Here is a 19,752-nt window from a genome sequence, read left to right on the forward strand (position 1 = left end):
CGATGGTCACCACCGACGACCGCGACCGCCGCCTGGTGGAATCCGCCGCGAAATACAAGCCGCCCTTCGCGCTGGACCCGACGCTCGCGCTGTACTGCCCGCAGGACAATGTGGATTCGCTCACGCACCCCTCCATCGCCGCGTGGTTCGACTTCATCCTGAAGGACTACGCGCCATCGCTGCCCGCGGGCCGCCGCGTGCTGCTGCTGCTGCCCTGCACGGCGACAAAGCCCTATGTGCTGTCCACCGAGCACAAGCGCATCAACGCCGCGCTGCTCGCCGCCGGCTTCGCGCCGACCGCGCCGGCCGACCCGATGCTGCTGTCGCTGCGCGAGGCCGAGGAGCCGGAGGCACTGTTCAGCCTGGCGCCGCTGGTGCATCCCTCCGGCACGGTCGTGCATCGCGCCGTCATCAGCGAGCCGCTGGGGCTGGTGCCATACGAGTACATGCTCGCCTATCCCGGCGGTGTCTCGCCCGCCGTGCAGTACGACGATCCCGGCCTGTTCGAGGAACGCGGCAACGCCGTCTCGCCCTGGCGCGCCGATCACAGCGCGACGCGTATCTCCGCTTCCAAGTGGAAATGGGGACCGAACGAGAAGCGCGCCTATGTGGTGATGCACAACGCGATGGCGGAGACGGTGGCGAAGGCCCTCGCGCGCTTCGGGCATCTCTATGCCGCGCGCATCTCCTGGGTGGCGCCGGGGCTGACGCACCGTTCCTTCGTGGTCGCGAAGCAGGAACGCGCGGCGCATGGCATCGCGGCGACGAAGCTGGCGGGGACGGAGAAACTGGCACTCACCGGCGCCAACGACCTGCTCGCGCCCAACCTCCGCATCACCGCCCTGCCGACGCGCGCGCAATGCGCCGATGCGCTGCAACGTCTGGCCGACCGCTTGGGCGTGACGACGAAGGAAGCCGCCGGCCCCTTCGGCCGCGGCGGCGGCGGCGCCACGCCGCTGGCGCTGCCGGAACTGCTGGAGGATCTGCTCGCGGAAGTGCTGCCGCGGAAGCTCGCCGGCGCCGCCTGATGGCGACGCTGCTGCGCGCCGCCGCGCTGATCCCGGGCGGCGACGCGCCGCTGGAGATGCCCGGCCGCGTGCTGATCCGTGACGGCGTGACCGCTGCGACCGGCAGTGCCGCGGAGCAGCCCGCGGACGAAACGCTCGATCTTGGCGACACGGTGCTGCTGCCTGGCTTCGTCAACGCGCATCAGCATGGCCGCGGCCTGTCGCAGGCGCTGCTGGGCTACCATGACGACCGGCTGGAAGCCTGGGGCAATCGCCGACGGAAGCGCGGCGCGCCCGATCCCTTCCCGCTGGTGCGCCTCGCCGCCTTGCGCATGATCGCGAGCGGCGTGACGGCCACGCTGCACGCGAACTGGTCCTATGGCGGCGACCTTGCCGGGGAACTCGACGCTACGCTGCGCGGCTACGACGAGGCCGGGATGCGCGCCGCCGTGATGATCGGCGTCGCCGATCGCGGCGCGCTGGTCTATCCGGGCGCGGCGGACGAGGCCGCCTTCCTCGCAGGCCTCGATCCGGCGCTGCGCGAGCTGGCCGCGATGCTGACGCGGCATCCTTTCCCCGGCAGCGCGGCCGGCGCCGTCGCCATCTTCGACCAGCTTGCCGCGCGCTGGTCCGGCCATCCGCGCCTGTCGCTCGGCTTTGGCCCGGCCGGGCCGCAATGGGTGAGCGACGCGCTCTTCGCCGAAACGGCCGCGGCCGCGCAGGCGCGCGGCGTGCCGCTGCATTTCCACCTGCTGGAAAGCCCGGCCCAGGCGCGCGCCTGCGCGGCGCTGTACCCCGAAGGCACGATGCGGCGGCTTGCCGCGCTTGGCGTGCTGGATGGCAATGCGAGCGCCGCGCATGGCGTGTTCCTCGGCGCCGACGACATGGCGCTGATGGCCGAACACGGCACCACGCTGGTCGCCAATCCCGGCAGCAACCTCCGGCTCGGCTGCGGCGTGCCGGACTATGCGGCGATCCGCGCGGCGGGCGTGCCCATCGCGCTCGGCGGCGACGATTGCGAGCTGAACGACGACCGCGATCCCTGGGGCGAGTTGCGGCTGCTCTGCACGCTGGCCGGCAGCCGCGCCACGGCCTCCCCGCCGGCCCCCTCGGCCTCGGCGCGGCTGGCCATCGCCACGGAGGCCGGCGCGCGCGTGCTGGGGCTGGATGGCGTGATCGGCCGCATCGCACCGGGCTTCGCCGCCGATATCGTCGCGCTCGATCCGCGCCCCGCCGCCGCGCCCTGGTGCGATCCGGACATGCCTCTGCCGGACCTGCTGATGGCGCGCGCCAGCGGCCGCGACGTGCGCATGACGATGGTGGGCGGGCGCGTGCTGTATCGCGACGGTGCCTTCCCGCATTGCGACCTGTCGGATGCGGAAGCGGAGGCGGTGGAGGCTGCTCGCGGCGCGCGGCGGCATCCCACGCGCGATCCCGCGCTGGTGGAGGCGCTGGGGCGTGCGCTGCTGGCCGCGTATGATGCCTGAGGCGGCAGCGTCTGCCCAAGGATGCGCCAGCGCGCGCCGGATGCTGCGCCTGCGCGGCCATTCCACGCTGGCATGCTGCTTGCTGCGCGGTGCGCGACGATGAACGCGCTCGCCATCCTCAACGCTTGTCGCCCGCATGGTCGCCTTCGGCGTCCAGGCCGGCCGCCGCGCGCGCATGGGCTGGCCCGCGCCCGCGGGCGGTGGCGACCAGCCGGCTGACTCTGTCGCCGTCGCGTCCCGCAGGGGCCGCGCGGTCGGTTCGCCGCACCCTTTCGCCATCCCCCGGAGACCCCGGATGACTGCCATCGGTCTTGCCGCGCTCGAGCGTCAGGTCGCGCGCGAGCGCGACATCCTCGCCTATCCCGCCGCCGACTGGGTGGTGCCAGGCCGCGCGCCGGATGGCAGCGTGCCACTGGATTGCGCCGTGATCGGCGCCGGCATGTTCGGCCTTGCGGTCGGCGGCCTGCTGCTGCGTGAGCGCGTGACCAACATCGCGCTGTTCGATGCGGCGGAGCCAGGGCGCGAAGGGCCGTGGGTCACCTTCGCGCGTATGTCCATGCTGCGCACGCCGAAGGAATTGTCGGGGCCGGAGCTCGGCATCCCCGCGCTCTCCTTCCGTGCCTGGTGGGAGGCGCAGCACGGCGCGGAGGCGTGGGCGCGGATGTATCGCGTGCCGCGCACCGCGTGGATGGAGTACCTGAACTGGTTCCGCCGCGTGATGGCGCTGCCGGTGACGAATGGCTGGCGCCTGGTATCGCTGCAGCCCGTGAACGACACGCTGTTCCAGCTGGGATTCGCTACCGCGGAGGGGCCGCAGACCCGCTACGCGCGCACCGTCGCGCTGACCACCGGTGCGATGGGCGCCGGCGGCTACGCGATCCCCGAGGAAATCCGACGCGCCCTGCCGGAAGGCCGCGTGGTGCATGCGATGGACGTGTTCGACCCGGCTGTGTTCCGCGCCAAGCGCGTGGGTATTCTCGGCGCCGGCGCCTCGGCCTTCGATCTTGCGGTCGTCGCGCTGGACCAGGGCGCGGTGCGCGCGGAAGTCGCGGTGCGCCGCCCGGAGCTGCCGCGCGACAACCCGCGGCGCTGGATGGAGAATGCTGGCTACCTGCCGCATTACTTCGACCTGCCTGACGCGCAGAAGTGGAAGGTGACGTCCTATCTGCGCGAGATCGGCCAGCCGCCGCCGCAGCCCACCTTCGACGCCTGCCTGGAACGCCCGGGCTTCGTGCTGCGCTGCGGCTTCCCCTGGGACAGCGTGCGCTGGACCGGCAGCGAGATCCTGGTGGAAGGCGGCGGGCAGCGCGCCTTCTACGACCAGATCGCCATCGCCAGCGGCTTCGTCTCCGACCTCGCGCTGCGGCCCGAACTCGCGGCGGTGGTGCAGCATGCGGCACGCTGGCGCGACCGATACGTGCCGCCGCCGGGCGCCGAGGATGCGCGCATGGGCGCCGCGCCCTATCTCGACCGCTTCTGCGCGTTCACGGAGCGCGATCCCGGCAGCGCGCCCTGGCTCTCGCGCATCGTCACCATGATCAGCGCGGCGAACCTGACACATGGGCCGGTGGCGTCCTCGGTCAGCACGATGAAATACGTCGCGCCGCGCATGGTGGAGGGGATCAAGCGCGCGCTGTTCCTTGACCAGCAGGAGGCCGACTGGACCACCTTGCTGACCGGCGAGCATGCCGAGTTGCGCCCCTTCACCCTGCCCGCCGCCAACCTGCCGGAGAAAGCCGCATGAAGATCGTGAAGGTCACGCCACAAGCCGCGACGCCAGAGGCCATCGCGCCCTTCGGCACGCTGATCGAGCCGGGCGAGGACGGCACGCCCTTCGGCCCCGCGGATGCGCCGCTGCAGCTGACGGGCGGCACGCCGCGGCTCTACATCATGCGCCTGCCCAATCGCGGGCTGGTGGTGAAATCCATCACGCGGCACAGCAAGGTCACGCAATGCCTGGCCGCGACGATGGGCAGGGAGTGGTTCGTCTGCCTCGCCGCGCCGGTGGACCCCGACGCGCCGGAGAAGCCGGACCCGGAGAAGATCGCCTGCTTCCGCATCGGCGGCGACGTCGCGCTCGCGCTGAAGCGGGGCACCTGGCATGCCGGGCCGTATTTCGCGGCGCCGGAGCAGGACTTCCTGAACCTGGAACTGGCCGACACGAACATCGTGGATCACGACACGGTGCGGCTGGACACCGAATACGGCTTCGCCTTCGAGATCGTGCCCTGAAGACGCACGGCCGATATCCCTACAGCGCCATCGCGCAGCGTCCGGTCTGGGAATGGCCGAACGGCGCGCGGCTGGCGGTGTTCGTCGCGGTGAATCTGGAGGCCTTCCCGTTCGGCGAGGGCATGGGCATCCCGCTGGTCAATCCGCTGCCCGAGCCGGATGTGCAGAATTTCGGCTTCCGCGACTGGGGCAACCGCGTCGGCGTCTGGAACCTGCTGGATGCGCTGGAGGAGAGCGCCGTTCCGGCGGCAGCGCTGCTGAACACCGCGATCTACGACCTGTGCCCGGAGATCGCGAGCGCCTTCCGCGCGCGCGGCGACGAGGTCGTCAGCCATGGCCGCACGAATGCGGAACGGCAATGCGACATGGACGAGGCGACCGAGCGCGCCATGATCGCGGCGTGCCGCGCGCGCATCGCCGCGGAGGAAGGCGCCGCGCCGGGCGGCTGGATGGGACCGTGGGTGGCGGAGAGCGCCGTCACGCCCGACCTTCTGGCAGAAGCCGGCTTCGACTACGTGTTGGACTGGACGCATGACTGCCAGCCGACGCGGCTGGCGACGCGATCCGGCCGCGATCTCATCACCGTTCCGTATTCACGCCCGACCAACGATATCCCGGGCCTGCATGCCGCGAAGTGGCCGCCATCGGTCTGGGCCGACGCGCTGATCGACGGCTTCGAGGAATCGCTGCGCCTGTCGGCGCGCTGGCCGCTGACCTTCAACCTCTCGCTGCATCCCTTCCTGGTGGGGCACCCCTTCCGCCTGCGTCACCTGCGCCGCGTGCTGGCGCATCTGGCCGGCGCGCGCGACCGCATCTGGCTCTGCCGGCCGGGCGAGATCGCCGCCCATGCGCGGGGCGTGATCTGACATGGATTTCGAATGGCCCATCTTCGTCGCCGCCCTGCCCGCGCTCGCGCGCGGCGCGGCGACGACGGCGGAGCTGGCCGCGGTGTCCATCCTGCTCGGCCTGGTGATCGGCGTTTTCGGTGGGCTGGCGCGGGTTTCCGGCATGCGCGTACTGAACGTCGCGGCCATCGCCTACACCACGCTGATGCGCGGCATCCCGCTGCTGGTGACGTTGCTGTTCCTGTGTTACGGCCTGCCCTCGCTCGGGCTGCTGCTGGAAGCGAAGACCGTCGCGATCATCGCGCTGTCGGTGACCAACGGCGCCTATGTGACCGAGATCGTGCGCGCCGGCATCCTCTCCGTCGATCGCGGCCAGATGCGCGCGGCGCGCTCGCTCGGCATGGGCTGGGCGCTGGCGATGCGGCGGATTGTGCTGCCGCAGGCGCTGCGCCGCGTGCTGCCGCCGATCGGCAACGAGGCGATCACGCTGCTGAAGAACACCGCGCTCGTCTCCGTCATCGCCATCCCGGACCTGCTGCGAGCCGGCACCGACGTGATGACCTGGCAGGCCAACACCTTCAGTCCCTTTGCCGGGGTTGCACTGATGTATCTGATGATGACCCTTCCCCTGGTGGCGCTCGTCGCCCGTCTCGAAGCGAAGTGGCGGGTGGCATGAGCCGGCTGCTGTTCCGTGGCGCGACGCTGCTGCCGGGCGGCGAAGACTGGCAGCCGCGCAGGGCCGACATCCTGCTGGAGAAGGGGCATGTCGCGCGGCTGGATGCCGCCGAGGCGCCTGCCGATGCGGAGGTGATCGACGCCTCTCGCCTGCTGCTGCTGCCGGCCTTCGACAATGCGCATACCCACTCGCCGGAAGCGCTGGCGCGCGGCCGTGCGCCGATGGAGCGGCTCGATGGCTGGCTCGGCGTGCAGTACGCGGCGGGCGAGGACACGCTGCCCGAAGCCGAGATCCGCCGGGCGATCCTGCTCTGCGCCGCCGAGGCGATCCGCGGTGGCGCCGTGCGCGTGACCGACCACTTCCGGCAGTCGCCGCAGACGCGCGACACGGTGGCCGTCGCCGCTGCCGCCTGGGGCGAGAGCGGCATGCGCGCCAGGCTCGCGGTGATGCTGCGGGACCTGCCCTCGCCTTCGGGCACGCCGACGATGGATGCAGCGGCGTGCCTTGCACTTGCCGAAGCGGTTCTCCGCGATCCGCCCCGCGGCGCGACGCTGGGGATCGGCCCCTCCGCGCCGCAGCGCTGCTCGGATGCGCTGCTGGGCGGGCTTGCGGCGCTGGCGCATCGTCATGGCAGCTTCGTGCACCTGCATGTGTGCGAGACCGCCATGGATCGCGTGCGCTGCCTGGAGCGCTATGGCCGGCCGGCGGTGATGCAGCTCGAGGCGCTCAACATGGCGGGACCTGATGTCGAGTACGCGCATTGCGTGCATCTCGACGACGACGAGCTCGACCGGATGGCTGAATCCGGCACCACGCTCGTGCACAACCCGCTGGCCAATCTCCGCCTTGGCAGCGGCATCGCGCCGGTCGCGCGCGCGCTGGCGCGCGGGGTGCGCGTGGCGATCGGAACCGACGGCGCGGGCAGCAACGACACGCAGGACATGCTGGAAGCGGCGAAGCTGGCACTGCTGCTGCCGCGCGCGGGACGGCCGGATGCGGAATGGCCCACGCCGGAGCAGGTGCTGCGCATGGCGACCCGCGGTGCCGTGCTGGCGCCTGGCGCGGTCGCGGATCTCATCGCCTTCGATCTTTCGGCGCCGGCCTTCGTGCGCGCGGCGCCGGAAGAGCTTGCCGCGCGGCTGCTGCTGGCGGCGCGGCCGCGCGACCTGCGGCACGTGGTCGGCGCCGGCGCCTTCCTGCTGCGGGACGGCACGCTGACCTCGCCGGCACTGCGCGCGGTGGCGCCATGAAGCCCGTGATCGTGCGCAACCTGCACAAATCGTATGGCTCCACGCCGGTGCTGCGCGGCGTGGATATGGAGGTGGCGCGCGGCGAGGTGGTGTGCGTGATCGGTCCCTCCGGCAGCGGCAAGTCCACGCTGCTGCAATGCCTGAACGGGCTGGAGCCCTTCGAGCATGGCGAGGTGATCGTCGCGGGCCAGCATGTCGGCTGGGGGCCGGAACGCGGCGGCGCCAGGCGGCGCGTGCCGGAGCGCGAGATGACGCTGGCGCGGCGGCGCATCGGCATCGTCTTCCAGCAGTTCAACCTGTTCCCGCACATGACCGCGCTGGGCAATGTGACGGAGGCGCCGGTGCAGGTGCTGCGGCAGCAGCGCGAGGCGGCGGAGGCAGGGGGCCGCGAACTTCTGGCCCGCGTCGGTCTCGCGCACAAGGTGGATGCCTATCCGGCCGACCTCTCCGGCGGGCAGCAGCAGCGCGTCGCCATCGCGCGTGCGCTCGCGATGAACCCGGAGGTGATGCTGTTCGACGAGGTGACCTCCGCCCTCGACCCCGAGCTGGTGGGCGAGGTGCTGGCGGTGATGCGCCGCCTGGCGGAAGACGGCATGACGATGCTCGTCGTCACGCATGAGATGGGCTTCGCGCGCGAGGCGGCCGACCGCGTGATCTTCATGGATGGCGGCGTGATCGTGGAGCAGGGCCCGCCCGAGGAGGTGCTGGGCCGTCCGCGCGAGGAACGCACGCGCAGCTTCCTGGGCCGCGTGCTGCGGCCCGAAACCGTCACCGCATGAGCAGGAGACAAACGATGCTGACACGTCGCGCCACGCTGACCGCCGCCGCGCTGCTTGCCGCCACCGCGGTGCATGCGCAAGCCACCGATGCCCTGGCCAAGGCGCGCGCCGCGGGCGTCCTGGTGGTGGGCAATGGAGGTGCCTTCCCGCCCTTCGAGTTCATCGAGAATGGTCAGCTCGTCGGCTTCGACCGGGACCTCGGCGAGGAGATGGGCAAGCGCATGGGGCTGCGCATCCAGTGGCAGGTGATCGCCTTCAACGGGCTGATCGCCGCGCTGACATCGGGCCGCGTGGATTGCCTGATCACCGCCATGGCCTGGACCCAGGATCGCGCGGACCGCATCGCGTTCTCCACGCCCTACTACAAGACGGGCATCGCGGCGGCGTATCGGCCGGGCCTGGCGCTGGACAAGCCGGAAGACCTCGCGGGGCGCGTGGTGGGCGTGCAGGTCGGCACCTCCGGCGAGCGCTTCGTCCGCGACCTGCCGGCCGCGCAGGCGCCGAAGGAAATCCGTACCTACAACGAGTTTCCGCTGGCGCTGCAGGATCTGGTGGTGGGGCGGACGGAAGCGGTGGTGAACACCCAGCCCGTGCTGCGCTGGAACGTGGCGCGCAATGCGCGCGTGCGGCTGGGTGTCTCGCCGGTGTGGGATGCGCGCGACATCGGCATCAACACGCGCAAGACGGACACGGCGCTGATGGCGGAGATCAACCGGCAGATCGCGGCGATGCAGGCGGACGGCTTCCTGCAGTCGCTGGACACGAAGTGGTTCGCGCAGGCGGGGTGAAGCCCCCACCCCAACGCTCCCCCGCTACGCGGGAGAGGGAGCACGTTGCGCAAGCGTGACTACGGGCGCGTCAACAGCAGCACGCCGGACTCATGCATGCGGGCGTGCCAGCCGGGCGGGACCAGCGTCGTCGCGTCGAACTGCATCACGATGGCCGGACCTTCGAAGCCATCCCCGGCGCCGAGCGTCTCTCGATCATACAACGGCGCGTCGCGGCTGCCGTCGCGCAGATGCAGCACGTGGCGGCCGACCGGCGCGGCGCCGGTCCCGGGTGCAAGCCGCATGGCCGGCGCGGCGGGCAGCCGGCCGCGGGCTTCCAGCCGCAGCGTAACCAGCTCCGGCGTGCCTTCGGGCAGGTCGAAGCCATACAGGCCGCGATGCGCGGCGGCGAAATCGGCCTCGGCCGTCGTGATGGCGCCGCGCCATGGCACGGCGAGCTCGGACCCCTGGCCGGCATAGCGCATCAGCACGACGGGACTCAGCACGCGCGCGGCGTCCGGCACCGCTTCCTCGGCGAACCAGGCACGCGCCTGTTCCTGCAGTTCTGCGAAAGCCGCTGCGATGGCGGCGTCACCGGTGGCCTGGCCGCGCGGCAGGCTGCGGGTGAATTCCGTGCCGAGATCGGCGGCGAGCAGGCCCTGCGCGCAGAGCACGCCGGGATGACGCGGCACGACGACGGTGCGGATGCCGAGCAGATCGGCCAGCGAGGCGCCATGCAGCGGGCCGGCGCCACCGAAGGCGACGAGCGCGAAATCGCGCGGATCATGCCCGCGCTCCACCGAGACCACGCGCATCGCGCCGACCATCGCGTGGTCGAGGATGGTCAGCATGCCGCGTGCCGCATCGTGCACGGACATGCCCAGCGGCTCCGCAACATGGGTGCGCATAGCGGCGTCCGCGCGCGCGGCGTCCAGGACCATGCGTCCGCCCAGCAGGCGGGGCGGCAGGTGGCCGAGCACGACATGCGCATCCGTCGTCGTCGGGCGCTCGCCGCCGCGGCCGTAGCAGGCGGGCCCGGGGTCGGCGCCGGCGCTCTGCGGGCCGACGGTCAGCGCGCCATCGGCAACGCGCGCGAGCGATCCGCCGCCGGCGCCGATCGTCACCATGTCCAGCATCGGCAGCGGCAGCGGCCAGCCGCCGACATGGCCATGCTGCGTCAGCCCGATGCGGCCGCCCTTGATCAGTGAGATGTCGGCGGAGGTGCCGCCGATATCCACGGTGATGACATCCGCGATGCCCGTCGCCGCCGCTTCCGCGCGCGCGCCGACCACGCCGGCCGCGGGGCCGGACAGCGCCGTGGTCGCGGGCGCGCGGCGGATCACCCGCGCGCCGGCGACGCCGCCATTAGATTGCATCAGCAGCAGCGGCGCGGCGATGCCGGCTTCCTCCAGCCGCCGCTCGATACGCCCGACATAGGTCGAGACGGCGGGCATCACCTGCGCGTTCAGCACGACCGCGAGGCTCCGCTCGTATTCGCGGATGACCGGCAATACTTCGGTGGAGGCGGAGACCGCGACCTCAGGCGGCAGTTCCGCGCGCAGGATGGCAGCCACGCGACGTTCGTGGTCGGGATTGGCGTAGGCGTGCAGCAGGCAGACGGCGACGGCCTGCACGCCCATGGCGCGGCAGCGTGCGGCGGCGCGGCGCACGGCCTCCTCGTCCAGCGGCTGCAATTCGCTGCCATCGGCGGCGATGCGGCCAGGCACTTCCAGGATGCGGGAGGGCGGAACGGGGCGCTTGGGCTTCACCCAGGCGAAGAGGTTCGCGGCGCGCGGGATGTCCTGCCGGCCGATCTCCATCACGTGCCGAAAGCCCTCGGTGGTGATGAGCGCGGCGGGTGCGGCCTTGCCTTCCAGGATCATGTTCGTCGCGACCGTCGTGCCGTGCAGCACGCGGCCGATCTCCGCCGCATCGCGCTGCGCCGCTTCCACCGCCAGGCGCAGGCCGGTGAGGAAGGCTTCCGAGGGATCGCGCGGCGTGCTCGGCGTCTTCGCGGTCCAGGACTGCCCGCTGGCGAGGTCCTGCAGCGCGATGTCGGTGAAGGTGCCGCCGATGTCGATGGCGACGACGAGGTCGCGCGGCCTATTCGAGGACATCGGCGTAGCTCACCCGGTGGAACGCCTTCGCTGCCGGCCGGTCCTGCCGGCGCGCTGCGGTCGCGGCCTCGTCCAGCACGCCCTTGCGGATCACCACGCCGTAGTCGTGCAGCGCGGCTTCCGCGCTGACGAAGCCGCCCTCGACATCCTCCAGCACCTGCTGCGCCGGACGGTCGAACGGATGGCCGTGGCCGCCGCCGCCGCCGGTCTCGATCAGCAGGATGTCGCCGCGCACCAGGCGGTTGCCGTCCGAGAGCGGCGCCAGCACGCGCTCGCGCGGTGTGCCGGGATTCACCACGGCACGGCCGGGCCGGCCGGACTGCCCGCCGGCGACGCCCCAGGGCGGGCATTGCACGCCGTCGATGCGCACGGCGAGCACGGCTTCCTCGGCCAGGATCTCGTAGTGGCGGACGATGCCGCAGCCGCCGCGGTGGCGGCCGGGACCGCCGCTGTCCTCATGCACGCCATAGCGCAGCAGCCGCGCAGGGTATTCGGCTTCGAGGAACTCGACGGGATAGTTCTCCTGCGCGACGAAATAGACGGCGTCGGTGCCGTCCGCGAACGGGCGCGCGCCATAGCCCACGCCGATGCCGTCGCTCATCAGGAAGGGCTTTCCGCCGGCCAGGCCGCGCAGCAGCAGGATGACATAGGCGGCATGCGCGGCCGGCGCGGGACCGCCCGCGGCGGCAACCAGGCCGTTCAGCGCGGCGAGCATGCGCATCATCGTCAGGCCGCGCATGCCGAGCGCCGCCGGCCAGCGCGGCTGCAGCAGCGATCCCTCGCGCAGCTTCACCTCGTCGATCGCGCGCGGGCCGCCGGCATTGGTCACCTGCGTGGGATCGCCGCCCAGCAGGAACAGGCCGAGCGCCATGCCCGGCACATCCGGGTTCATCAGGTAGTTCACCGGGCCGGGCGACTGGTCGTCCGTCGCCTCGGCGTCGAAGACGAAGCGGTTGTTCGGCGTTCGGGTGAGGGCGAAGCGCAGCGCCAGCGGACCGCTGCCCTTGCCGTCCCCGTCGATGCGGTCCGTGAAGCGGTGCGTGCCGACCGGGAAGGTGTCCGCAAGCTTGGTGCGGATCGTCGCCTCGGTGCGCGCGAGCAGCTGGCGCAGCGCGTCGGCCAGCACATCGGCGCCGAAGCGTGCGGCGATCTCCGCCATGCGGGTCGCGCCGAGGCCGACGCTGGCAAGCAGCGCGCGCAGATCCGCCTGGCAGGCCGCCGGCCAGCGCGAATTGCGGAAGAATATCTTGAGAGTCGCCTCGTTCACCACGCCCTGGTCTGAGAGCTTGGTCGGCGGGATGATGATGCCTTCGTGGAAGATTTCCGTGGCGTCGGGCGAGATGGAGCCCGGCCGCAGCCCGCCGATATCGGCGAAGTGCGCCCAGGCCATCACCAGCGCGACGCGCCGGCCTTCATGGAACACGGGCGCGAGCAGCACCTGGTCGTTGGAATGGGAGACGGCACCGCGGGAGCCGTAGCAGTCATTGTACCAATAGACGTCGCCCGGCTTCATCGTCTCCGGCGGGAAATCGCGGAACACCGGCCCGCACACATCCCCGAAGACCGGCACGTTGGAGCCCACGGCCATCACGCCATCCGCATCGAACAAGGCCGTATAGAAGTCCTTCTTCTCGCGGATGAAGGCGGACATGGCGGTGCGCTCGATCAGCGCCTCCATCTCCGCCTGGGCGGCGCGGACGGCGCCGCGGATGACCTCGAGGGAGACGGGATCGCAGCGTCTTTCCATGAGGTGGAAGGCTACACTTGGCCGCGGCGCGTTGCACAGCCCCCGCGGGGCCGCTAGCCTCGCCGCCTCACGCGCGAGGCAATCGATGGACGGTTCGGGCACGCGGCATGCGCCGGATGCGGTGACGGTCGAGATCATCAAGGGCGCGCTGCGCTCGGCCCAGGCGGAGTGCGAGGCGCTGCTGGAACGCACCGCCATGTCGCCGGTGATCCGGGAGAAGCAGGACTACTTCATCGGCTTCTACGCGGCCGACGGAACGCTGGTGACCGGAACGAAGCTGCCGCTGTTCGGCGACGTGCTGCGGCCCATCCTGCAACGCTTCCCGGCCGAGGAGATCCGTCCCGGCGACATCTTCTGGTACAATGACTGCTACTTCTCGCGCGGCGGTGTCTCCCATACCTCGGACCAGGTCTTCGCGACGCCCGTCTTCGTGGATGGCGAGCTGGTGGCCTTCGCGCAGAGCTGGGCGCATTTCCGGGATATCGGCGGCGCCTGGCCGGGATCGAACACGCCCGGGACGGAAAGCATCTTCCAGGAAGGCATCATCGTCCCGCCGGTGCGGCTGTACCGCGAAGGCGTGCTGAACACCGATCTCTTCGAGACCTTCGTGCGCAATTCGCGCTTCCCGGAGCACGCGCGTGGGGATACGCGCGCGCTGACCGCGGCGGTGCGGCTGGGCGAGAAGCGGCTGCAGGAGCTGTTCGCGCGCTTCGGCACCCGCAAGCTGCTCGGCGCCGTGGATGCGATGATCGACCAGACCTCGCGCCTGTTCCGCCGGCGGCTGCGCGAACTGTTCCCGCCGGGCGGCACCTGGCGCTTCGCCGACCGTGTGGATGCGGACGGCAAGGGCGGTGGTCCCTTCACGGTGCGCTTCACCCTGGAATCGCGCGAGGACGGCTTCACGCTGGACACGACCGAGTCCGACCCGCAGGCCAAGGGCCCCATCAACTTCCTGATGAACCCGACCGTGCCGAACACGGTGTTCGGTCTCTATCTGCTGGCCGACGACCCGAGCGTGATGATGAACGAGGGCCTGCTGACGGCGATTGCCGATGTGCGGACCAAGACCGGCACGATCATCCAACCCGCCTGGCCGGCGCCGCTGGGGCAGCGATCCAATTCGCTGGCGCGCGTGGTCTCGGGCTGCCTGGGGCTGATCGCGCAGGCGACGGGCGGAGACAGCCCTGCGGCGAGCTCGATCTACACGATCTACACGCTGACCGGGCGGCAGCCGCATGACGGCAGCCTGTTCTACAAATCCGGCGGGCACGGCACGGGTCAGGGCGCGCGGCCCTTCGCCGATGGGCTCGACGTCATCTACTACGTCGCGCAGCAGAACTACCCGATCGAGTTCATGGAGACCGACTTCCCCGTGCGCATCCGCACCTATGCCATACGCTGCGATTCCGGCGGGCCGGGGCGCTGGCGCGGCGGCTGCGGCATGGTGCGTGAGATGGAGGTGCTGGTGGACGGCGCCACGCTCAACACCCGCATGGACAATGTGGAGAACCCGCCCTGGGGCGTGAAGGGCGGTCAGAGCGGGCGGCCAGGACGCTTCATCCTCAACCCCGGCACGCCGGAGGAACGCGAGTTGCCGCGCCTGGCGCAGGGCATCCCGACGAAGAAGGGCGATGTCGTGCGCATGGAGAGCACCGGCGGCGGCGGGTGGGGCCATCCGTATGACCGCGAGCCCTGGCGCGTGCGGCAGGATGTGCTGGGCGGGTTCGTGAGTGTGGAGGCGGCGCGGCACGACTATGGCGTCGTGCTGGGCGAAGGCAAGGATCGCGCGGTGGACGAGGCGGCGACGGCGGCGCTGCGGGCGGGTAGGCCGGAGGTGGAAGGGATGTTCCATCGGCACGGGGCGTATCGCGATGCAAATGCGTGGTGGGAGGCGATGGCGAGCTGACTGCTCCCTCGCCCGCGTGCGGGGGAGGGTCGGGGTGGGGGCGGAGCGTACCTTCGGATGTGGCGGCGGGCCAACTTCCCAGGACGACGCGGCCCCCACCCTAACCCTCCCCCGCACGCGGGGGAGGGAAGCGAATTGCAAGGGAAGGCGTGCTCTACGCCGCAACCTCCACCACCAGATTCCCATACGCATCCATCGTCGCGACGTCGCCCGGATGCAGCCAGGTCGTCGCATCCATCTGCACGACGATGCCCGGCCCCTTCAGCACCGCGCCGGCGCCGAGCGTGTCGCGGCGCCAGACCGGCACGCGCGCTTCCCCGTCGTCCAACTGCACGACCGCGTGCGACACCGGCTCCACTGCGCCCGCCGGCGCGATGCGTTCCGCCACGGGTCCGGGCAACCTGCCGAGGGCGGTGACTTCCAGCGTCACGATCTCCACCGCCGTGTCGCGCTGCGCGAAGGTGTAGAGGCGCTCATGCTCGTCGTGGAAGCGCTCGATCGCGGCGGCGAGCGTCGCGGGATCGGCGCTGCGGCCTGGCCAGTCCACGAAGAGCTCGAAGCCCTGGTGGACATAGCGCATGCCGGCACGCCAGCGGATTTCGCGCGCCGCCTCCGGCACCGCTTCCGCCACCAGCCAGGCGGCGGCCTCCGCATCCAGCGCGCCGAAGGCGGCGGCGAGCGGCGCGGGGTCGGCGATGGGCGCGCGCAGCATCACCGTGCGCGCAAATTCGTTGCGCAAGGGTGCCGCGATCAACCCCTCGGCCGAGAGCACGCCGGGGCGTGCGGGCACCAGGATGCGCTTCATGCCCAGCAGCCGCGCGATCGCGCCGCCCTGCAACGGCCCGGCGCCACCGAAGGGCAGCAGCGCGAAATCCACGGGATCGTGCCCGCGCTGCACGGAGACCACGCGGATCGCGCCCGCCATGGTGTTGTCCGCCACCGCGACGATGCCGCGCGCGGCGTCATGCAGCGAGAGGCCGAGCGGCCGGGCCACGCGGCTTTCGATGGCGCGCGCGGCGGCGTCCACGTCCAGCGTGATCGCGCCATCCAGCAGCGAGGGCGGCAGGCGGCCGAGTACCAGGTTCGCGTCGGTCAGCGTCGGCTCCTCGCCGCCGCGGCGATAGGCAACGGGGCCGGGATCGGCGCCGGCGCTGGCGGGGCCGACCAGCAGCGCGCCTTCCGGCGAGACGCGCGCGATGGAGCCGCCGCCCGCGCCGATGGTGTGGATGTCGATCATCGGCAGGGTCAGCGGCCAGTCGCCCACCTTGCCTTCCGTGGTCAGCCGCGGCTCGCCATCGATCAGCGAGATGTCGGCCGAGGTGCCGCCGACATCGAGCGTGATAAGCCTGGGATGCCCGGCCTGCAGGCCGAGCGCGCGGGCGCCCACCACGCCGCCGGCGGGGCCCGACAGCGCCGTCTGCACCGGCTGCTTCGCCGCGCCCGCGCCGCGGATCACGCCACCGGAGGATTTCATCAGCAGCAGCGGCGCGGCGATGCCGGATTGCTTCAGCCGGTCCTCGATGCGCCGGACATAGGTGGAGACGGCGGGCATGACATAGGCGTTCAGCGCGGTCGCCATCGTCCGCTCGTATTCGCGGAAGACCGGCAGGACCTCGGTGGACAGCGTCACGGGCACGCCGGGCAGTTCCTGCGCCAGGATTTCCGCCGCGCGGCGCTCATGTGCCGGGTTCGCGTAGGCGTGCAGGAAGCAGACGGCGACGGCCTGCACGCCGAGGCGCTTGAACTCCGCGGCGGCCGCGCGCACGTCGTCCTCGCCGAGCGGTGTGACCACGCTGCCATCCACGGCCAAGCGCTCGCGCGCTTCCATCACCTGCTCGGGCGGGATGGGGCGGCGGGGCTTGGTGAAGGAATACAGATTCTCGTGCCGGGGGATGTCGTGGCGGCCGATCTCCAGCACGTGGCGCAGCCCGGCCGTGGTGAGCAGGCCGGCGAGCGCGCCCTTGCGTTCCAGGATGGCATTCGTCGCGACGGTGGTGCCGTGCAGCACGTGGGTGATCTCGGCGGCGCCGCGACCGGCGATGGACAGCACCTTGGCGATGCCGTCCGCGAAGGCGCGGGAGCGGTCGTCCGGCGTGGAGGGGACCTTCGCCTCCCAGCGGTGGCCGCTGCCACGGTCCACCAGCACGATATCGGTGAAGGTGCCCCCCGCATCCACCGCGACGGAGAGCGGACCGGGTTGGCTGCTGCGCTGATCTGAGGGCATGGCGGGATTCTAGGTCAGCTTCAATCCAGCGTCACGACCACCTTGCCCATCGCGCCGGCTTCCAGCGCCTCATGCGCCTCGGCCGCGCGGTCCAGCGGGAAGGTCGCGGCGATGGGCACGCGCATCCAGCCCGCGGCGACGGCGGCGGAGGTATCGCGCACTGCGGCCTCCAGCGCCGCGCCATGCAGCAGCATCGCCTGCACGAAGCGCAGCGTGACGGCCTTCTTGGCGAAGACGTAGTAGTCCAGCACGGGCTTCGGCTCCCGCGTGGAGGAATAGGCGGCAATGACGCCATGCGGCGCGATCACCGCGCCGTCCAGTGCCTGGTTGGCGCCGAAATCCACCTCGATGATGCGGTCCACACCGCCGCTCGTGAGCGCCAGGATGCGCGCGGCGATGTCGGGCGCACGGTAGTCCAGCGCCTCCGCCGCGCCCGCCTGTCGCGCGGCGGCGCGCTTTTCCTCCGTGCTGGCGGTGGCGATCACGCGCGCGCCGGCGCGGGAGGCGAAGCGCACCGCCGCCATGCCGACGGCCCCAGCCCCGCCCTGCACCAGCACCGTCTTGCCCGCGATCGGCCCATCGGAGAACAGCGCGAGATGCGCGGTCAGGCAGGGCACGCCCAGCGCCGCGCCCTCGGCCATGCCCACGCCTTCCGGCAGCGCCACCGCCTGCGATGCGGGAAGCGTGCAGAAGTCGCGGCAGGTACCCTTGCCGTGTCGCGCGCCGAACAGCCAGACGCGCTCGCCGATGCGGGCGGCGTCCACGTCCGCACCCACCGCCTCGATCACGCCGGCGCCGTCGCTGTGCGGGATCATCGGACCACCGGCATGCACCGCGCCCCGCCAGCCAGCGCGCGCCTTGGTGTCGTGCGGGTTCACGCCCGAGGCGTGGATGCGGACCAGCACCTCGCCGGCGCCTGGCTCCGGCCGCGGCACCTCCACCAGTTCCAGCACCTCGCGCGCCGGCCCGTTGCGGCGCCACTGGATCGCGCGCATGGCACACCCCGCTGCCTTGCCGCGCGGCGCGCGGCCTGTTGTGATCGGCGCAGCCTATCCCGTCGCGAAGGAAAGACCAGCATGGCCGAATTCACCACCGATGCGCTGCTGAACGGCATCCGCGACTGGGTGGAGATCGAGACACCCACCGACGCGCCGGATCACGTCTCGGCGCTGGTGGCGAAGGTCGCGGCGGAGGCCGAGGCTTTTGGCGCGCGCATCGAGCGCATTCCCGGCCGCGACGGCTTCGGCGACCATCTGATCGTCCGCAGCCCCTGGGGCACGCCCGGCGAGAAGGGCATCCTGGTGATGTCGCATCTCGACACGGTGCACGGGCTCGGCTCGTTGAAGCATATGCCCTTCCGGGTGGAGGGCGGATCGGCCTTCGGCCCCGGCATCTACGACATGAAGGGCGGCGCCTATATCGCGCTCGCCGCGCTGCGCGAGTTGATCGCGGAGCGGCAGAACGTCGCGCTGCCGGTCACGCATCTGTTCACCAGCGACGAGGAAGTGGGCAGCCCGACCAGCGTGGACCTGATCCGCAAGCTGGCCAGCGAGGCGAAATACGTGCTGGTGACGGAGCCGGCGCGGGAAGGCGGGAAGATCGTGACGGCGCGCAAGGGCACGGCGCGGTTCGAGATCCATGTGAAGGGCCGCCCCGCGCATTCCGGCAGCCGGCACCAGGATGGCCGCAGCGCGATCGAGGAACTGGCGCGGCAGATCCTGGTGCTGCACGGCTTCACCGATTACGACCGCGGCATCACCCTGAATGTGGGAAAGATCAGCGGCGGCACGCGTGCGAATGTGGTGGCGGAGGAAGCGCATGCGCTGGTGGACATGCGCGTGCCCTCGCCCGCCATCGCCGAGGAGATGGTCGCCAAGGTCACGGGCCTGAAGCCGATCGGCCCGGACGTGACGGTGATCGTGACCGGCGGCATGAACCGCCCGGCGTACGAGAAGCTGCCCGGCATCGCCGCGCTGTTCGAGCATGCGAAGGGCCTGGCCGCGGAGATCGGCTTCGCGCTGCAGGACCTGAAGACCGGCGGCGGCAGCGACGGCAACTTCACCGCCGACATCGCCCCGACGCTGGATGGCCTCGGCGTGGACGGCAAGGGCGGGCACACGGATTACGAACAGCTCTATGTGGAGTCGCTCGTGCCGCGCGCACGGCTGATGCGCCGCCTGCTGGAGACGCTGGAGTAGCGCGACTAGACCGGCACCGCGCCGGGCGGCTTCAGCGCGGTCAGCACGAAGGCGCTCTTGGTCTCCTTCACGCCGGGCATGCGCAGCAGCGCCTTCAGCGCGAACTCCGCATAGGCGTCGAAATCGGCGGCGACGACATGCAGCATGTAGTCCATGTCGCCGCTCATCGCCCAGGCGGCCAGCACTTCCTCCCGCGCCGACAGCGCCTTGTGGAAGGCGGCGACGACATCCTCGGCATGCGATGAAAGCCCGACCTGGATGAAGGCCTGGATCGGCAGGCCGACGCGCGCGGGATCGAGCACCGCGGCGTAGCGCGCGATCACGCCCGCCTCCTCAAGCCGCTTCACCCGGCGCAGCACGGGCGTGGGGGACAGCCCCACCTGCTCGGCGAGCGCCGTCACGGCGATGCGCCCGTCCCGCTGCAGCACGCGCAGGATGCGGCGATCGGCATCATCAAGGGGCGTGGAGGAATTCGCTACAGACATGCGCCATTATAGCGAATTCATGCTCCGATAGC

The 19,752-nt window shown here is 71.4% G+C and carries 16 protein-coding genes; 11 read left to right on the top strand and 5 right to left on the bottom strand.

Translation table 11 applies throughout. The features are described from left to right. The first annotated feature begins 2 nt into the window (after positions 1-2). The 9 genes from E4T13_RS29975 to E4T13_RS20225 all read left to right on the top strand — a co-directional run bounded on the left by E4T13_RS29975 (position 3) and on the right by E4T13_RS20225 (position 9,064). Positions 3-1,028, top strand: a complete 1,026-nt coding sequence (locus E4T13_RS29975; RefSeq protein ID WP_170985106.1) for a hypothetical protein — start codon at positions 3-5, stop codon at positions 1,026-1,028. Further along, positions 1,028-2,494 carry an amidohydrolase family protein gene (locus E4T13_RS20190; RefSeq protein ID WP_170985107.1) on the top strand — a complete coding sequence of 489 codons (1,467 nt, stop codon included), beginning with the start codon at positions 1,028-1,030 and terminating at the stop codon, positions 2,492-2,494. The genes E4T13_RS29975 and E4T13_RS20190 overlap by 1 nt, the downstream gene beginning before the upstream one ends. Before the next feature lie 295 nt (positions 2,495-2,789). Continuing rightward, entirely contained in the window at positions 2,790-4,238 is a 1,449-nt protein-coding gene (locus E4T13_RS20195) for an FAD/NAD(P)-binding protein (RefSeq protein WP_170985108.1), read from the top strand. After that, positions 4,235-4,726, top strand: a complete 492-nt coding sequence (locus tag E4T13_RS20200; protein WP_137180155.1) for an ureidoglycolate lyase — start codon at positions 4,235-4,237, stop codon at positions 4,724-4,726. The genes E4T13_RS20195 and E4T13_RS20200 overlap by 4 nt, the downstream gene beginning before the upstream one ends. 77 nt (positions 4,727-4,803) lie before the next feature. Further along, a complete protein-coding gene (locus E4T13_RS20205) occupies positions 4,804-5,592 on the top strand; it encodes a polysaccharide deacetylase family protein (protein ID WP_240791223.1) in 789 nt (262 codons plus the stop codon). A gap of 1 nt (position 5,593) precedes the next feature. Next, positions 5,594-6,247, top strand: a complete 654-nt coding sequence (locus tag E4T13_RS20210; protein WP_137180156.1) for an amino acid ABC transporter permease — start codon at positions 5,594-5,596, stop codon at positions 6,245-6,247. Next, positions 6,244-7,497: an amidohydrolase family protein gene (locus E4T13_RS20215; protein ID WP_137180157.1), complete on the top strand. Its 1,254-nt coding sequence runs from the start codon at positions 6,244-6,246 to the stop codon at positions 7,495-7,497. The genes E4T13_RS20210 and E4T13_RS20215 overlap by 4 nt, the downstream gene beginning before the upstream one ends. Then, positions 7,494-8,276 (top strand): amino acid ABC transporter ATP-binding protein, encoded by a 783-nt coding sequence (locus tag E4T13_RS20220; RefSeq protein WP_137180158.1) that lies wholly within the window; start codon positions 7,494-7,496, stop codon positions 8,274-8,276. The genes E4T13_RS20215 and E4T13_RS20220 overlap by 4 nt, the downstream gene beginning before the upstream one ends. A gap of 14 nt (positions 8,277-8,290) precedes the next feature. Continuing rightward, complete coding sequence (locus E4T13_RS20225; RefSeq protein ID WP_170985109.1) at positions 8,291-9,064, top strand: transporter substrate-binding domain-containing protein; 774 nt, start codon at positions 8,291-8,293, stop codon at positions 9,062-9,064. A gap of 59 nt (positions 9,065-9,123) precedes the next feature. Here E4T13_RS20225 and E4T13_RS20230 read toward each other — a convergent pair whose 3' ends face one another. Both E4T13_RS20230 and E4T13_RS20235 read right to left on the bottom strand, forming a co-directional pair. After that, complete coding sequence (locus tag E4T13_RS20230; protein WP_137180160.1) at positions 9,124-11,160, bottom strand: hydantoinase/oxoprolinase family protein; 2,037 nt, start codon at positions 11,158-11,160, stop codon at positions 9,124-9,126. Next, positions 11,147-12,907 (bottom strand): hydantoinase B/oxoprolinase family protein, encoded by a 1,761-nt coding sequence (locus E4T13_RS20235; protein WP_137180161.1) that lies wholly within the window; start codon positions 12,905-12,907, stop codon positions 11,147-11,149. The genes E4T13_RS20230 and E4T13_RS20235 overlap by 14 nt, the downstream gene beginning before the upstream one ends. 85 nt (positions 12,908-12,992) lie before the next feature. On the opposite strand from E4T13_RS20235, the gene E4T13_RS20240 reads away from it, so the two are divergent. Further along, a complete protein-coding gene (locus E4T13_RS20240; RefSeq protein ID WP_137180162.1) occupies positions 12,993-14,813 on the top strand; it encodes a hydantoinase B/oxoprolinase family protein in 1,821 nt (606 codons plus the stop codon). 154 nt (positions 14,814-14,967) lie between these two features. Here E4T13_RS20240 and E4T13_RS20245 read toward each other — a convergent pair whose 3' ends face one another. Both E4T13_RS20245 and E4T13_RS20250 read right to left on the bottom strand, forming a co-directional pair. Continuing rightward, positions 14,968-17,037, bottom strand: a complete 2,070-nt coding sequence (locus tag E4T13_RS20245) for a hydantoinase/oxoprolinase family protein (RefSeq protein WP_137180163.1) — start codon at positions 17,035-17,037, stop codon at positions 14,968-14,970. Positions 17,038-17,057: 20 nt separating this feature from the next. Further along, entirely contained in the window at positions 17,058-18,032 is a 975-nt protein-coding gene (locus E4T13_RS20250; RefSeq protein ID WP_137180164.1) for an NADPH:quinone reductase, read from the bottom strand. Positions 18,033-18,113: 81 nt separating this feature from the next. Between E4T13_RS20250 and E4T13_RS20255 the strand changes: the two genes are divergently transcribed. After that, positions 18,114-19,235 carry a M20 family metallopeptidase gene (locus E4T13_RS20255; RefSeq protein ID WP_137180165.1) on the top strand — a complete coding sequence of 374 codons (1,122 nt, stop codon included), beginning with the start codon at positions 18,114-18,116 and terminating at the stop codon, positions 19,233-19,235. Positions 19,236-19,240: 5 nt separating this feature from the next. Here E4T13_RS20255 and E4T13_RS20260 read toward each other — a convergent pair whose 3' ends face one another. Further along, complete coding sequence (locus tag E4T13_RS20260; protein ID WP_137180166.1) at positions 19,241-19,720, bottom strand: Lrp/AsnC family transcriptional regulator; 480 nt, start codon at positions 19,718-19,720, stop codon at positions 19,241-19,243. Positions 19,721-19,752 lie beyond the last annotated feature (32 nt).

Origin of the sequence: Roseomonas sp. AR75 (assembly GCF_005222815.1) — a bacterium.
Taxonomy (GTDB): Bacteria; Pseudomonadota; Alphaproteobacteria; order Acetobacterales; family Acetobacteraceae; genus Falsiroseomonas.